The sequence below is a fragment of the Cerasicoccus arenae genome, from assembly GCF_014651635.1.
Lineage (GTDB): Bacteria > Verrucomicrobiota > Verrucomicrobiia > Opitutales > Cerasicoccaceae > Cerasicoccus > Cerasicoccus arenae.
The window spans coordinates 15,750-31,606 of sequence record NZ_BMXG01000003.1; the positions used below are offsets into that span (position 1 = coordinate 15,750).

16 protein-coding genes are annotated in these 15,857 nt (G+C 50.8%); 10 read left to right on the forward strand and 6 right to left on the reverse strand.

The window, feature by feature from the left end; all coding sequences use genetic code 11:
- The first annotated feature begins 268 nt into the window (after positions 1-268).
- Complete coding sequence (locus IE065_RS02975; protein ID WP_189511677.1) at positions 269-493, forward strand: hypothetical protein; 225 nt, start codon at positions 269-271, stop codon at positions 491-493.
- On the opposite strand, the gene IE065_RS02980 is transcribed toward IE065_RS02975, so the two are convergent.
- The 3 genes from IE065_RS02980 to mobF form a co-directional block, all read right to left on the reverse strand.
- On the reverse strand, positions 494-1,084 hold the full coding sequence (locus IE065_RS02980; protein ID WP_229792046.1) for a helix-turn-helix domain-containing protein: 591 nt from the start codon (positions 1,082-1,084) through the stop codon (positions 494-496).
- Positions 1,085-1,162: 78 nt separating this feature from the next.
- A complete protein-coding gene (locus tag IE065_RS02985) occupies positions 1,163-1,558 on the reverse strand; it encodes a hypothetical protein (protein ID WP_189511681.1) in 396 nt (131 codons plus the stop codon).
- Entirely contained in the window at positions 1,551-4,346 is a 2,796-nt protein-coding gene (gene mobF / locus IE065_RS02990; protein WP_189511683.1) for a MobF family relaxase, read from the reverse strand. The genes IE065_RS02985 and mobF overlap by 8 nt, the downstream gene beginning before the upstream one ends.
- Before the next feature lie 379 nt (positions 4,347-4,725).
- Here mobF and IE065_RS02995 point away from each other — a divergent pair, with 379 nt between their 5' ends.
- Complete coding sequence (locus tag IE065_RS02995; protein WP_189511685.1) at positions 4,726-5,193, forward strand: hypothetical protein; 468 nt, start codon at positions 4,726-4,728, stop codon at positions 5,191-5,193.
- 638 nt (positions 5,194-5,831) lie between these two features.
- The gene (locus tag IE065_RS03000) at positions 5,832-6,656 is read left to right on the forward strand and encodes an SGNH/GDSL hydrolase family protein (RefSeq protein ID WP_189511687.1); all 825 of its coding nucleotides are present in this window, start codon (positions 5,832-5,834) and stop codon (positions 6,654-6,656) included.
- Between the two features lie 24 nt (positions 6,657-6,680).
- Here the strand turns inward: IE065_RS03000 and IE065_RS03005 are convergent, their stop codons facing one another.
- Both IE065_RS03005 and IE065_RS03010 read right to left on the reverse strand, forming a co-directional pair.
- Positions 6,681-7,052, reverse strand: a complete 372-nt coding sequence (locus tag IE065_RS03005; RefSeq protein ID WP_189511689.1) for a helix-turn-helix domain-containing protein — start codon at positions 7,050-7,052, stop codon at positions 6,681-6,683.
- 232 nt (positions 7,053-7,284) lie between these two features.
- Positions 7,285-8,004 carry a tyrosine-type recombinase/integrase gene (locus IE065_RS03010; RefSeq protein ID WP_189511691.1) on the reverse strand — a complete coding sequence of 240 codons (720 nt, stop codon included), beginning with the start codon at positions 8,002-8,004 and terminating at the stop codon, positions 7,285-7,287.
- A 74-nt stretch (positions 8,005-8,078) separates the two neighbouring features.
- Between IE065_RS03010 and IE065_RS03015 the strand changes: the two genes are divergently transcribed.
- The 3 genes from IE065_RS03015 (at position 8,079) to IE065_RS03025 (ending at position 9,648) form a co-directional block, all read left to right on the forward strand.
- Positions 8,079-8,930: a PEP-CTERM sorting domain-containing protein gene (locus IE065_RS03015; RefSeq protein ID WP_189511693.1), complete on the forward strand. Its 852-nt coding sequence runs from the start codon at positions 8,079-8,081 to the stop codon at positions 8,928-8,930.
- Entirely contained in the window at positions 8,927-9,142 is a 216-nt protein-coding gene (locus IE065_RS03020; RefSeq protein ID WP_189511695.1) for a hypothetical protein, read from the forward strand. Before IE065_RS03015 ends, IE065_RS03020 begins: the two co-directional genes overlap by 4 nt.
- A gap of 71 nt (positions 9,143-9,213) precedes the next feature.
- The gene (locus IE065_RS03025; RefSeq protein ID WP_189511697.1) at positions 9,214-9,648 is read left to right on the forward strand and encodes a DUF6082 family protein; all 435 of its coding nucleotides are present in this window, start codon (positions 9,214-9,216) and stop codon (positions 9,646-9,648) included.
- 2 nt (positions 9,649-9,650) lie between these two features.
- Here IE065_RS03025 and IE065_RS03030 read toward each other — a convergent pair whose 3' ends face one another.
- Entirely contained in the window at positions 9,651-9,848 is a 198-nt protein-coding gene (locus IE065_RS03030) for a CopG family ribbon-helix-helix protein (RefSeq protein ID WP_189511699.1), read from the reverse strand.
- Between the two features lie 225 nt (positions 9,849-10,073).
- On the opposite strand from IE065_RS03030, the gene IE065_RS03035 reads away from it, so the two are divergent.
- The 4 genes from IE065_RS03035 to IE065_RS03050 all read left to right on the forward strand — a co-directional run bounded on the left by IE065_RS03035 (position 10,074) and on the right by IE065_RS03050 (position 15,855).
- Positions 10,074-11,705, forward strand: coding sequence for a type I restriction-modification system subunit M (locus tag IE065_RS03035; RefSeq protein ID WP_189511701.1), 1,632 nt, complete (start codon positions 10,074-10,076; stop codon positions 11,703-11,705).
- 136 nt (positions 11,706-11,841) lie between these two features.
- Positions 11,842-13,128, forward strand: a complete 1,287-nt coding sequence (locus IE065_RS03040; protein WP_229792047.1) for a restriction endonuclease subunit S — start codon at positions 11,842-11,844, stop codon at positions 13,126-13,128.
- On the forward strand, positions 13,125-15,545 hold the full coding sequence (locus IE065_RS03045; protein WP_189511705.1) for a hypothetical protein: 2,421 nt from the start codon (positions 13,125-13,127) through the stop codon (positions 15,543-15,545). The genes IE065_RS03040 and IE065_RS03045 overlap by 4 nt, the downstream gene beginning before the upstream one ends.
- Positions 15,529-15,855, forward strand: a complete 327-nt coding sequence (locus IE065_RS03050) for a hypothetical protein (protein ID WP_189511707.1) — start codon at positions 15,529-15,531, stop codon at positions 15,853-15,855. The genes IE065_RS03045 and IE065_RS03050 overlap by 17 nt, the downstream gene beginning before the upstream one ends.
- The last annotated feature ends 2 nt before the right edge of the window (positions 15,856-15,857 follow it).

Consider the following 15,857-nt stretch of genomic DNA (forward strand, 5'->3'; position numbering starts at 1 on the left):
TGTGTGCATCCCCAGTTTACAGAACGGAGCGTTTTCATTTTCGAGTCAACTTTGCCCCTTTTAATGGGTAGTCTCGGCGATCTTGCGGCCTTGGTCATGCGCCTGTCTGGCAGAGGCGACCCACCCCGCAACCTGCCAACCCGGCTTTCACGCATGCGTGAACCTTCCGGGTTTCGGTTGACAGGTCGGCTCTATTCCTACTGCCCGATAAGACAGGCATGAAGGCCGCGATGGTCGCGAGCCCGAACCAACAAAAGGAGACTCTTTTATGACTCAATCAACTGAAACCAAAAATGCCCCAGACTTCGAAGTGCACTCAGTGACGGAGAAGCAGGGACGGACGAATTGGTTCCGACTGGGCGTGGCGTTCGCTAACAAGGAAGGCAAAGGCTTTACCGTTTTGCTGGATGCGCAACCACTCGGTGACCGTCTGGTATTACTACCGCCAAAGCCTAAGGACGAAAATGTTCATGATACAGCGGACTCCGTCTAATCAGCTATCCTCCTGAACCACTTGCCGCCCGTAACCATACGGGCGGTCCTTTTTCTTGTTCACGTAAATTGGCCGGACACCTGGATAGTCAATGGGCGGTTCTCCGCGCTTTGTGCGTGCGTCATTCGCGAACTGAACGAGACTCTGGGCATCGGAGAGTCGACCATGCAATTGGAAGTGACGCTGTTCAATGTCGGTGGTCACCGCATCTCCCAACTCATCAATCGCTAGTTGGAGCGGGGGACTTGCGCAGTCTCCCTCGCGCGCCTCGGCAATCATTGTGCGCAGTGCTGCTTCAGCCTCCTCGTCCTCTTCCCACTCGTGCCGCGACCAAGGAAAGGGTGTTGGATCTTCTATTTCCCGCGTAAAGCGTGGCCTATTCTGCCTTTCCAGATAGGTGTGACGAAGGTCGCGAGCAGTGACTTTGCCGCCGGTAGCAGTCTCAATACGCCGCACAATTGCGCCCGTGGGCATGCGTTCGCCTGAGAGGTAACGGGGAATAGTGGACCGGCTCTTGACGCCGATAGCTCGAGCGAATTCAACCGGGGTGAGATGGTTCTCGATGAGATAAGTTGCTAATTCCATGGGCATGGGTTGTAGCCAAACCTTGATTACTAATCTATAGTTGCACCCGGCGATTTTGACCCCGCTGTGGAAAAGTTAGTCGCTTTAGTCCTTAATAATGCGGATGCATGTAATTTGCGTATAATCCGTGGAAAATGCGGTCCGCGAGCGCACAGATACGGAAGAGAGACGCTGGAGTGCGAGCAGACGGGCGAGCGGCTCGAGGTTCTTACCTTCAATCTCAATGCGCTCGACGATAGGGCAAGTTCCATGGATTGCCAGACGACCAGCACTGATTAATTCGACTAGGCTCATATTCGCATAGGGATAAGAGACTTGTAGCCCGTTCTTAAGATTGAGGACCAAGCGAATTACCGTGCGACTGTCTGCGCCGACCTCTTCGTAGCATCCGGTCGCTGGGCTGCGAGATTCACGGGATTCGGCCCTGCGCAGGCGTTCGCGCTCAATGTCTCGGTCTAGTAGATGGCGGCGATCATTCATCGATGTCCCTTTCTCGGCTACGGTTATTGCGTTCTCGTGTGCGATGATTCTCACGATCACGATATTGATCGTGAGCGAGGCGAATGGCTTGCTCTCGTGTGAATGATTCACGCCGGTCGATTCCAGCCAATTCGATTGCGCTGCGCCGTGGCGCATCGCGCATAACCGCCTCCATCAGCTCTTGCCGATCATGGGTGAAGACGCGCGCTTCTTCTCTAGCTCGGCTGATTGCCACATAAAAACGGCGCAGATCCGTTGCGCTGAGAGAGTTTTCGCCGATAGAAGCGAATACCCGGTCGACAGTTTTGGCCTGAGCAGAATCCGCCGTGATACAGTAACCATGAGCGATATGCCCGAAATCCTGTGAAAGGGTCGCGCCGTTGGTGAGCACAATATTACCCGCCCAGTCGAAATCAGCGATCTGGTAGGTCCCACCACGAGCCATTTCGAGTGGCCGCAACCCCGGTCCCCGGTCCAGCTTGGCCCCGGCGGTGACGCGGACTTTATCGCCAGCGGCCAGTCGAATTGTATCTCTTCGGTAGAGTTCAAGGTGAGTGGCGGCCTTGAGCGGCAGTGGCGAGAGAAACCCACCTGGGGAGCGCAAATGCGCCTTACCTTGGTCATTCATATCCACTGCGGCGATCTGTCCCTTCTTAAAGTCACCCCACTGTTGACCAAATCGCACCAACATGTCCGGCTGGTAGGTCTCTGGTGCAGCACGTTCTGCTTCAGTTGTCGCCAAGGGAACAAGCCGCGAAAAGGTTCGCTCCTGACCTGAGATTTGACCGGCTTCCTTGAGCTGCTCGCGAATATGCCGGGTGACCTGTTCGCCTTCGCGGTGTGTCGGCGAAATGACCAAAGCAGTTTTCTGGAAGCGACCACGCTTTTCCTGGACGGTTTCGACGTAGGATTGCGCCAGTGCTCGCATGCGGTCTTCACTATCTTTGGCAATGATCCCTCCGTGATCCTCCAGTAGGCGGAATCCTTTGGCGACTCGTCCTTCGGCAATGGCCTCCACGGCCTGCTTGAGCGCGGGGTCACGCTGCCGCTGAATCTTGCCGAGATGAGCCAAGTCCACGCCCCCGAACGCTTGTAAAGTTCGCAGGGCATCACCGCGCGGCACTGAGCGAATTTGTTTGGGGTCACCCGAAAGGACCACTTTCACCGCGCCCTGCTTACGCGCCGTTTCCAGAAGCGCTAGCATGTCCTTGGTACCAACCATGCCCGCTTCATCCACGAGCAAGACTTTATCACGCAAGCCTGCTTGCATTTGCTCGTCTGCGAGCAATCGCTTAACCGTATCAGCGTGATGGAATCCTTCGGCTCTGAGGACCTCGCGAGAAGCTTCGGCAGTTGGGGCGACAACGACCATGTCATAACCTGTTTCTCGCGCACCAGCACGGATTTCCTTGAGCAGAGTTGTTTTGCCCGCGCCAGCTTTGCCGACGACGCCCGTTATCCAGTCGCAGCTATAGAGGATATGCCGAGCTGCCCGCTGTTGCTCGTCTGTGTCCCGCTGAGGATCACGCAAGAGGGGTTCCTTGAACTGATAAGGTTCTTCTACCAGAGGACGGAATTGGCCGCGTCCTGCCAGCGCTAAGTCTATCATTCGCTGCTCTTCTTCTAGAATCGCCAATGTAGTTACGCGGGTTTCATCGCCGTAAGCGCCACGAATGATATCGGGATGGGCGCTGTATGAGCCAACCATCGTCGCGATGTCCGTGCGTCCTATGGCGCTTTGCAGTGCAGTCCCGAGTAAGCGCTTTTCGCCCACTTCGGACACACGCTCGAGTTCATGGAGCAAACTAAATGACATGGCGTCCTGCGTGGCGTGGGAGTCAATGACTACGTCTTTGTCGGGTGATTCCTGTGCGCTGATCTGAGCGGCCTCTAATTCGTGCATTTCGGTTCCCTCCATGGCTTGAGTCCATGCCGTCCGTAGTTCAGTCATGGTTAGGTCTTTATCTTTGCCGCTTCGCAGTTTTGCTCCGAGTTGTCCCCGTCGTTCTGGGTCGTGAATATCGTGCTCTTCCGCGAAATCTTCGATCTGTTTTGTGCGACGCGAGAAGCGCTTTATCGATGTAGCGGGAATACCTTTTATTTCGAAGGCGTGCTTCGTGGGGGCGATCTCATAACCAAGTTTCTGGAGCTCGCCAGCTAAGCGCGTGTGGAAAGCGGCTTGATAGTAGTGTGCATCTCGTTTAATTCGCATGAATTCACCCGCTTTGAATCGATTCTCGACCGGGTCATAGGTGGCGTTAACGCAGTAGGCGTGTACGTGCAGGTGCGGGTCCGGTAATCCTTCGGCTAGTCCATGCATAGCTGGGGCTGGACGAGAGGTGTAGTGAGTGAAAGTTCCCCAGATCATATTGCCAGTCGGGCGGTCTTCGAAAGCACCGTCTCGCCGCACCCGCGTATGCATGTCTTGCTCGATTTCCATCATGGTTTCGTCAACCGCCCGGTGCAGGGCCGCTGTGATCGCCTCATCCGTGAAATAAGCTTGAAGAATGGATACCGATTTAGGCACGTCGAAAGTGAAGTCGTAACCGGGGCGGCGATTAAGAGCGTCGCGTGGCGTTAACCGGGAACCATCCGGTTGGCGATTGGACAGTAGCCTCATGAAGGCTTCCTTGGTTACGCCGCCTTTAAGATCGAGCATCGCCGCGCCCTTGCCGCCCCACTGGCCAGCGGCTTCCTGCCCGTCCAGATAGTAGTCGCCCCGGGTCAGGGCTTCTTGGAAGTATTTTTTCGCGCCCGCCTCTGAGTCGCTTACAGTAATTCTAAGCATTGCATTATCCTTTCACTGAGAAATACGGTCGCGCTGAGCCGTTTATCCGGGGGGCGATGCTTTTAGCGGAATTTAGTTCTAGGCGCTAGAGTTGTCCCCGTCGCTGCGGTTGGAATCCATGTTTAAAACTAAGGGGCGCTGCCCCTGGCGCGGCGCAACCAGCCTCCCCCAACTTTCTCCCGCTTTGCTCAATGTGTTCAAGCGGCATTCAATGATGTCGAATAGCGGGACAAAGCCGGGAGATACCCCCATAGGCTAATTGCGCCTTGCCACCCCGTTCTCGCCGAAGGGCAAGGGTTCACGCACAGGTGAACCCTCTTCCCTTATTGAGGATGTAACCTGAGGATCGATAACCCAACCGAGTGAAAGGATGACAATTATGTTCAAGCTAAAACTCAAGCGTATCTGGAACAATCAATCGGATAAGTCGGAGTCACAATACCTGCATGATGAGGCCCCCGCCGAGCGCGCCGAAAGCCATGCTGTATACAGCCAGAATCTTAAAGAATTCTGCGATGGACTGCGTGGTGCCATTTATGAGAACGAAGAAGAATCAAAACTGCGTCGAGCAGTTGCCGAAATACTACTTCAACAATTTGATCCCATGAAAGTCTGCAAGAGCGTGACTTACAATGGCGTTAATCAGGACGGAACTATCATTATTGAGCAATTAGCCGAAGTCGATGCAGCGCAGCATTTTTTCGACGACCATTATGAGGAAATTCTTGAATACCATGAATACGCTGGAGAGTTAGTGATCCCAGGATCAGTTGATATAAAGACTTATCTCGCTCGCCATTTCTTTGCGGTCATATGTAGCGAACTTTGGGGCGGCGGTAGGTGGTAGGAATCGTAGTGATTAAGAGCTTATATGGCCTCATTGAAACGATCGTCAGCCGTAGGTGAAAGCGGGTATGCCAGATCGGAAGCTTAAACTACAATTTAAAAAAACTTTGGCAGAGTTTAATTCCACATCAAAAAGCCCGGAGTGATCCGGGTTTCTTTTTGCCGATTGACCGTCGGATGAGAGTGGTTCTCCCGCGCGCAATGTACCTGTAAAAGAGTGAAGTATGCACCCGCCTTGAATCGCTCTTGCAAGCGCAAGGTTCCCAAGTTCTAGCCATGATCTAGCATTACCATTGTCCCCGATTTGTTCCCACAGCATTCCCGTATTCAGTTATTAGCTTGCTGCACCCATGTCCCCATTTTGTTCCCATCAGTATCCCAACTGAACTCCGATGTGTTGCCATTACCCCGATCAGATTTATCCGCAGACGTCTCTCCTTAGGGAAAGATGGTGGCCGATAACAGCATGGGGACAAGTCGATTGGGGACTGGGACGACTTATTGGTGAGGGTATTTATCTAAGACATTGATCTGAAATATTTGAACATTACATGTGATGAATATTGACAATCGTTGGAGGCTTTGATTGAGATAAATCTCTGTTCTTAGCGATACGCTTACATCTCAAAAAACACTGCCATGCCATCATCCCGAAAAAGACCTAAGCCTAAAACGCGTTATCAGCGTTTTTTGGAAAAACTCCGCCGGGAAAAACGTGATGGAAAAGGCCGCCCTCTCGTGCTGTCCGAAGGTGATTCTTGGTTTGCTTTCCCCAAAGAATTACGTCCAAGCACTATGGATATTCTGGACCGGAAACTGGATATGATTTTGATGCGATTGGAGACCAATGGGGACGAACTCAGCGCGATGCTATCGGGAAAACAACGTCGCCGCTTGCAGTACTATTTGGGCAAATGGGATTTCAATTTATTGCTATTTAGCGGAGGAGGAAATGACATCGTTGGGGACCGGCTTTTTCCGCTGCTAAACACCGTGTCTTCCAATGATCCTTGGGAGGCGGTCATCAACAAAGAAGCAATGCACGCTGCGTTCACCCTTATTGAATTTTATTACCGAGATTTGATTCAGATTAGGGACGACCTACGCCCTGAATGCGACATCATTACCCATTGCTATGACTACCCGATTCCCAACGTGAACGGCAAAGTTAAATGTTTGAATCAGGGGCTATTGGGGCCGTGGATTTATCCGGCTTTAGCAGCGCGTGGATTGATCGACAGTGCGGGGCAGCGGTCTTTTGCGCGGTGGTTAATTGGCCAGCACCGTGAAGTCCTCAAAAAAATTGCCGGAGAATATCCCCATTTTCACCTGATCGATACGCCGGGAACCTTGGCAGATAATGAATGGGGCGATGAAATTCACCCTACTAAGGGCGGCTTCGAGAAGATTGCTGATAAGTTTATTATTGAGATCAAACGACATTTCCCAGTCGTAGAAAGTTGAACTGATTGGGTCGGCTTTCTGAAATTATGCTGCCTCTTTGGTTATCTTGGCGGCAGCGCTAATACATTGCTCAATGGCCGAACGTAAGTTGGGTGAGATTTGGGCTAAGGCGATCACAACGGAAAGTTCACGATCAGTTAGTGAAATGTCATTTGCCCAAGGTGGATCTTCAAAGAAGTAGGCGGATGAAATTTTGAAGTGCTCGCACACCAGAAAAAGGCTTCCTGCGGAGATTCGATTAGCTCCCTTTTCATATTTTTGAATTTGCTGGAAAGTTACGCCCAAAATTTGAGCCATCTGCTCCTGCGTGTAATGTTTCGATAGCCGCAAGGTTCGCAATTTTCTACCTAGCCGCTGGTCTACATTTCCAGTGCGCGCAGCAATCGTTTCGTTCATGTCTTCGTCCCCGTTTGTTATGCGATCTACGCGTGTTTATCTTCTGACTGGGCTATCATTCTAAGGCATTAGACCATACTCACGAGATTTCGTCGATAGTCTCGGATCAAAAATTAATTCTGCTCCTGGCCAGAAGTTCTATCACCCATAATGAGTGCGGATTTTTATTGCCGTCACCCTTCATCTCGATAGAATCACAATATGCCCCAAAATTACCAATTCTGGGGCATTATCACAAGTGAAAATTTCGCTGCTTATCGATTTTTAGTTTTTTCCACATGGTCTCCATGTATTTCAGTTCCTCCTCACCATAAAACTGCTGATAGATTTCAGTGGTTTTGGAGTCTGCATGCCCCATCAGGCGTTGAACTAATGGATTTGGGGTGTGGTCGTCGGCATGGTTCATCCCAAAGGTATGGCGAAGTCCATGGGGAGTTGCATGGGGACCTTGTATTTTTGCATTTGCCATGATTTCCTTAATCCAGCGGTAGGCTGTTTTACGGTTGATGGGCCACAATCGGCGAGGCGGAGCCGATGAAGCACCTGATTGGAGGAGGTTAAAGTATAAATGCAGAGACTCCATAAAGTGATCGGTCAGGCGAACTGAACGATATCGATAGACCGGCTTGCCCACTTTTGGAGGCGGCCTTGTTAAGCTGAGCCAATTCCCAAGTGTTTGTAGAAGTGTAGGGGCAAAATTAGCCTTATTTTGTCGCCTCTGCTTCAGCGTACGGAAGATCACAAAACCCGCTTCCAGATCAAAGCTGTCGGTTGTCAACGCCAGTGCCTCCGAGATACGGCAACCCGTTAAAACCAGCATGAGCGCAAACATGCGTCGCTCTGGTGGCTCTTGCAGAGCTGCGTTTGTAAAACGCAAGAGCTCATTGACTGTGAGATACTTGCGCCGACCGCAGCGATCGACAACGGACATCGCATTAGGGGCATAATCCATGGGCTTTCCATGCCCCAGAATTGGTAATTTTGGGGCCTTCCTTCAAAATCATACTAACCAACACATACATTCATATGCAATTTTTACGCATTCGTCGGGCAGGCCAATTCTCGGTCATTGCCTTAACTGCCACACTCGCACCTACCACCTTCGGCCTCATTCAAATTGATAACTACTTGGTCGATGGCGTTCCGTCCGCTGTCGATTTGAATGAGCCATTCATGCCTTATGCAGCGTCTGACAATATTTCCGCCAATGGCATTTCTAATGCAGAGCTGGTTGATCAATCAACAACGGCGGCGATTGGGGGCATTCGCAATCTGCGAGTCAGCACAGTAACGGGGTCAGGTGGGTATCTCGGTGATATGGCCAGTAGTGCGGCGGTGCTGGGTTATGGAGCCAATCCTGGACTCCAACTCAGTGTTTCCAAGGAAACCTTGGCCAATGATACATATCATTCTTCGGCGGCCATTCGCTATGGTTCGACGGGTTTTACGACTGGACTCAACCTTGACCTCATAGCCTTCTTAGGCGGACAGGCTCTCAGTGCCGGTTATTTCAATCTCGACGTAGGGGAGTTTACGGCCACCGGCGCAGTAACGGGCGAGGTCCGTATTGGTTTGACCCTTTGGTCATATCCCACCGGAGGGCCGATCATTAACGAGGAATCGGTGAAGACTATAGCAAATACCAACATTTCCGCCATCAACTGGAATTTTGAAGATTTCTCGCCGTCCATTTTGGGAGATGTCGATCAAATGCAACTCACGCTCTACAGTGGCAATGTGGGGGATGGATTCACCGACATCCATCTTTCGGCAACATCATTTACGATTGTGCCAGAGCCGTCCACCTACGCCCTCATCTTTGGCGGGGCGGTGTTCTTCTTCCTCATTCACCGAAAACTCAAATATTCGAGATCATGAAAATACAACAAATCATTGGCGAGCAAGGCCCTCAAACCGGTTTTTGCGCGAACGGCGGCTGTCCGGCCTTTCTCTTTACGGACGATAACCGTGTGCTGATTCAAGGCGCGATATTGTCAGAATCTGAGAAAGCCAAGCTCACTGCTCCGGCCCACGAGGACTTCGTATCCATTCCCCGTGAGATATTCGAGAAGCTAACTGCTCACCTCTAGCGCACATCATTGTCTGCGCACGTTTACAAATCCTCCCGATGGCGCTATACATGCCTACGGGAGGTTTTTTTATGATATTGGAATGGTTTTCGGCACTTGAGGGAGTCGCGAGTTTAGCGACATTGCTTGTGCTGCTATGGCAAATTGGGATGTTACTGCGCCAACTGCGCTTCAATGCCGTCCTACACATTTACGACATTAACCGTGATCTCATTGGCCGGGCACTGGACGACCCTGATCTTCGCAAAGTATTGGACGGAGAGCAAATCGCCGACGCTTCCAAGGAGAAGCGATATTTTCAGCTATGGATTAATCAGATCAAATTGATACACTTGGGATGGCGTAGCCGTTTCCTGCCAAGAACCTCATGGCCAAGTCTGCAAAAGGACATTGGCGATTTTACCTCGCTACCTCGCTTCCAAACAAATTGGAAAGAGGTGTCGCAATATTACTCCGGGGATTTTCGCGAGTTTTTGGAAGAGACCAAGCGCAAGATGTCTCAGTAACTCTATTCCGCCAGATTTTCCAAAGCAGTTGCAATATAGTTCGAGCGATTGCGGTTCTCCAAGGCAGCCATCCGATCAATCTTCTCCACTAAATCCTCCGGAAGACTTATGGATATTTGCGTCTTCCCGGTTGCGCGAGCTGGTGATGTTTTCTTTGCGCCCTTTTTAGTGGCGCGTTTAGCGGTCTTCTTTTTTGCCATAATGAGAGTGGCCTATCGATAGAGGTTCAGGGAATCAAGCCGTTAAGCTCATCTATCTACTTTTGATGATCTGATACTTGCCGTGATCCTGAGGATCTCGTTGCTTCTACACGAACCTAAGCAACCTGCTGTCATGAATATACAGTACGGGAAGAATGCATTTTTAAGTTGATATGAATTGAGGCTTCTCAAGTAGGCAATAATACCTACAGTCCATTAAGCTGTATGCCTAAAACGAATTCACGCCCCGCCAAGAAATTACCCTCCGCCCCGAAGACCACGAAATCCTTCGAGGAATCCCTCTGGGAAACCGCGACCAAGCTGCGGGGGAGCGTTGAGTCCTCGGAATACAAGCACGTCGTGCTGTCGCTGATCTTCCTCAAGTTCGTCTCGGACAAGTTCGAGGAGCGCCGGGCGGAGCTGGTTGCGGAGGGGAAGGGGGACTATGCGGATATGGTGGAGTTCTACACTATGCGGAATGTCTTCTACCTGCCGGAGACCTCCCGCTGGTCTTATATCCAGCAGCATGCCAAGCAGGGCGACATCGCGATCAAGATCGACTCCGCCCTCACCGCCGTCGAGAAGAGCAATGCCTCGCTCAAGGGCGCCTTGCCGGACAACTACTTCTCCCGCCTCGGGCTGGATGGCAGCAAGCTCTCCGCACTCATCGATGCCATCAACAACATCGACACTGTCGGCGACAAGGAGGAGGACACCGTCGGGCGTGTCTATGAATACTTCCTGGGGAAATTCGCCGCCTCCGAGGGCAAGCTGGGGGGCGAGTTCTACACGCCCAAGTGCGTGGTCAATCTCATCGCTGAGATGATCGAGCCTTACAAGGGCAAGATCTACGATCCCTGCTGCGGCTCGGGCGGCATGTTCGTCCAGTCGCTCAAGTTCGTGGAAAGCCACCATGGCAATACCAAGGACATCTCCGTGTACGGGCAGGAAATGACCGCCACGACCTACAAGCTGGCCAAGATGAACCTCGCCGTGCGGGGGCTCTCGGCCAACCTCGGCGAAGTCCCCGCCGATACCTTCTTCAAGGACCAGCACCCCGACCTCAAGGCCGACTACATCATGGCCAATCCGCCCTTCAACCTGAAGGACTGGCGCGGCCCTGACGAGCTCGTCCACGACGGACGCTGGAACGGCTACGACACCCCGCCCACGGGAAATGCCAACTACGCCTGGATTCTCCACATGGTCTCCAAGCTTTCGGAAAACGGCGTAGCCGGCTTCGTCCTCGCCAACGGCTCCATGTCCACCAACACCAGCGGCGAAGGCGCGATCCGCCAGAAGATGGTCGAGAACGACCTCGTGGACTGCATGATCGCCCTGCCCGGCCAACTCTTCTACACCACCCAGATCCCCGTCTGTCTCTGGTTCCTGACGAAAAACAAAAAGGCCGACAGTGAACGCGGCTACCGCAACCGCGAGGGCGAGACCCTCTTCATCGATGCCCGCAAGATGGGTTCCATGATCAGCCGCACGCAAAAGGAGCTGCTACCTGAGGACATCGCAAAAATCGCCGCCACCTATCACAACTGGCGTTTGGATGATGGGGGAGGGATGCGTGAAGACGGTTCCATCGTGCTGGTTGATCGCGATAGTTCATCCATCTATTTGGATACGCCCGGCTACTGCAAATCCGCCACCCTCGAAGACATCCGCAAGCATGACTACGTGCTCACCCCTGGGCGTTACGTCGGCGCGGCCGATATCGAAGACGACGGCATACCCTTCGAAACCAAGATGTCCGAGATGAGCCAGACGCTTTACGCTCAGATGGAGGAGTCGGCAAAGCTGGATGAGGTGATCCGGAAAAACTTAGAGGGCTTGGGGTATGGTGGGTGAGAGAGCAGAAACAAAAACTGGTGGGCGTGAGGCATCAACCGGTTTTATTCCCGGCGACTATTCACTGGCAGTCGGGATGCCAGCAACGCCGCCACCCAAAGGCTGGAAATGGTCTAAGCTAACTGATCTCGCTCGTTTGGAATCCGGCCACACACCAAGTCGCAAGTATCATGAATACTGGGACGGCGGGGTTTGCTGGGTCGGGATTCGTGATGCGACCGCAAATCACGGCCAAACCATCTACGACACGAACCAACACGCTTCAGAACTGGGGATAAAAAACTCCTCCGCAAGGTTGTTGCCGAAGAACACTGTCTGCCTTTCCAGGACTGCTTCGGTTGGCTACGTGATCGTCATGGGAAAGGAGATGGCGACCAGTCAGGATTTTGTGAACTGGGTATGCTCCGAAGAACTGGATCATCAGTTTCTGAAATACATCCTGCTTTCAGAGAACCGGAGTTTCCTTCGCTTCGCCAGCGGCACAACCCACCAGACGATTTACTTTCCAGAGGTAAAAGCCTTTCATATTTGCCACCCGCCCCTCCCCGAACAAAGAGCGATTTCTCACATCTTGGGTAGTTTGGATGACAAGATTGAGTTAAATCGGCGGATGAATGCGACGCTGGAAGGGATGGCGCAGGCGCTCTTCAAAAGCTGGTTTGTGGACTTTGACCCGGTGATCGACAATGCCCTCGCCGCCGGCAATCCCATCCCCGACGAACTCGCCGACCGCGCCGAAGTCCGCCGCCAAGCCCTCGCCAACGGCACCGCCAACCGCGAAGCCGCCAAACCCTTCCCCGCCGCCTTCCAACAAACCGAATCCATGGGCTGGATCCCGGAGGGGTGGGAAATCAGTTGTTTCGGGGAAGTCTCAACCTGTTTCGACAGAAAAAGAATTCCTCTTTCAAAGCCGCAACGCGAAGTGAAAAAGCCCGGAAAGATTCCTTACTACGGAGCTACCTCGATAATGGATTACGTGAACGAGTGGATCTTTGATGATACCTATCTTCTGATCGGTGAAGATGGATCTGTCATTAAAGATGACGGAACGCCATTCGTGCAATACATCTGGGGGAAATCATGGGTGAATAACCACGCACATGTTCTGCAAGGGAAGGACGGGATATCGACAGAGCACCTGATGTTATTCATGCAGTCACAGAATTTAGCGGGTTACGTCACTGGGGCTGTTCAACTGAAAATCAACCAGAAAAACATGAACAGCATTCCATTCTTGAAAGCTCGTGATTCGGTCAACTTACAATTTTCCGAAGCGGTCACTCGACTGTATGAACGCATCAAGCTGCTCAGCGAAGAAAATGTAACGCTCATCAACCTACGCGACACTCTCCTCCCGAAACTTATCTCCGGAGAGTTGCGCCTTTCCGATACAGCAGTCAAAGCCTACGAACTAACAGCATGAGCACTTCATATTCAAACTGGTTCCGCGTCGACCTACATATTCACACTGACTGGAGCAAGAAGACCAAAATTGGCGACTACAACGGGACGTTTACTGTTGCGAAGTTACACGAAAAGCTTACCGGAAATCAGGTCGCGGTATTCTCCCTTACTGACCACAACATCATAAACATTGATGCTTACAAAGAATACTACTCAGCGTACTCAGAGGAGCAAAACCCTTTGCTTCTTGTTGGTGTTGAACTCGACATCATCTTAGAATCCAGCTCTACGGTGACGTATCACACCCTGATAATCTTCAATTTGTGTTCAGCAGATGGAGCACAACGCGTGCATGATGCACTCGAGCAGAAATACTCGGAAAGAGGATTAGAGGCCACAGAACGCGTCCTGACGATGACCGAAGTCATCGAAATCTTTCCAGATGATGACTTCTTCTTTATCCCTCACGCAGGAAGCAATAAGAGTATCATTACGCCTTACCGAGAAAATATCCGGGCAGCTCAGCAAATGATTATTCTAATGCAGAGCGCTATGGAAAAGGTTAAGGAGCAACGACGCCACGAATACAATCTAAGATTTAACGATATTCTGACTGAAGCGTTCAAGAATCGAAATGACCACGCTTATATTGAGTTTTCTGACAACCACTGCATCGAAGCGTATCCTTGTACGGGTCTAGGTGAAGACGCGGTAGAGCATTCCTTCTACTATCTCAAGGGCAGAAAGAGTTTTGAAACCTTGAGGCAAGCGTTCATTGATCCCCAATCCAGAATAAGGTCTAGTCAGCAGTTTAGTTCAATCCGCCCCTCACAGCGGCATCTTCAAGCTCTAGAGATTGATCCCCATGGAATTTTAGCGGGTCAAACAGTCACCTTTAGTCCTCACCTAAATGTTGTCATTGGCGGTAGATCGAGCGGAAAAAGCCTTTTCCTTTCCATGCTTGGCCAGAAGATTGATTCAATCCAGAACAGGGCAAACACGAATTACCCAATCAAAACGGATCGTGTGAAAATTAGAGCAGTCCAGGACGGGGGGCTGACTTTACAGACATCAATTGAAGCGAGACGATTAACATACATTGGACAGGGAGAGATCGTCAATTATTTCGAGCATGGCAATCTCAGTCGACTTGCCAATTCGACCGGAGCAAGTTCCGATTATGAAACTTCAAAAAAAGCGTTTGCCGAACACAGGCAAGACTTGGACTCCAAGGTTGAAGATCTGCTTAGTGCATACAAAAAGAGTACTTTGCTCTCTGGTGAAAAGTTCATCCTGCACAAGTCAACTTTAGATCATCTATTTGGAGATAGCTTCACATTCACATGGGATGATGAGAAGGTTCGGGAGAAATGTGATTTTACTGATCCCATTAATGATGCGGGAGAGAATATTTCTGATTTATTGATTCAGACTGAAGCGTTTAGAGATGACCCGCTGTTTGGTTTCACTAGTCAAGAGGAAGATCTGATCCAATCCTTCATCGAGCTCGTCGAGCGAAAGAAGACTGGGCTGGAGAAGGTGTCGAGTGATAATGCCAGCACTTTGGTGTTTCTCCAAAGTGTCGACCAAATTGTTTCTTCTAGAAACGCTGAGCTCGACGAAGGAGCTAGATTGAAAGCCGAAGCACGGATAGAGGTTCGGGAGCTAAAGAGCAGAGTTGCGGAACGCTTTCAGAATCTTAGTGATCTAAATTCTACCTCTCGCGAAGTTTCATCGTTCAATTACAGCAAAGCGGAGGAAATAGGCCTTAATAACGGTATAAATCTAGTTCTTGAGGTGGAGCCAATTCCCGGCACTACTGTTCAAAGTTTGATAACAGATGGCATCAAGGATGCGGATAACTCGAAATCCCTGTTCCTTGTTCTTCTGGATGTTTTGGCGGGAAACTGCCTGATCAAACATCACGGAGGCAATAGTGCTGAATCGCTGGAAAAGAAGATTCTATCGCAGTTAGAGCCAATATACGATCATCTCAATAGCCCGAGCGATCATCTCAATTATGCGGACGGCGAAACATCTAAGAGCAAAAGTCCCGGCTACAATTCTGAGAAGTATCTAGAAATCGTCTTAAGAAGTGCTGAGACGGAGTTGATCGTCATCGATCAACCGGAAGACAATTTAGGAAATGCATTTATAGCCGAGCGTTTGGTTGAACTGATTCGAGAGATTAAGTTTCAGAAGCAGGTATTTTTGGTGACCCACAACCCGTCTATTGTTGTACATGGTGATGCCGAAAATATCATTATCGCTACGAATGAAAACGGTATTGTCACATACTCACAAGTGGTCATCGAGGATAAGTCTTCACAAAAAGTGATCTGCAAGATTCTCGATGGGGGCGAATACATCTTCGACAAGAGATCTAAGAAATACAACATTGAGAGAATCCTAAGAGAACATGAGCGAGAAAAATAGAACCTGTAAAATAGTTGTTGATTCGACTGCTGAGGAGATTTCGATATCAGGTCTTTCGTCAGAGGATCTGACAATAGGATGCGAAAGCGACATCGATTTCACTGAACTAGTATTGAGTTTGGCCAAACTGATCGATAAGGGGGAACCATTAACCCTCGAGATGCCCGCTGAAGAAAGTGACGAAAAGACCTCGTTGGTATTAGCGACGATAAAGAACATTACGGAAGCGTATAATGCTAGCCTTGAGGTAGCTGAACTAAGCGCCTGCGCCGAGTCAGACACATCGGATGATGACGACATTCCGTTTTAAGA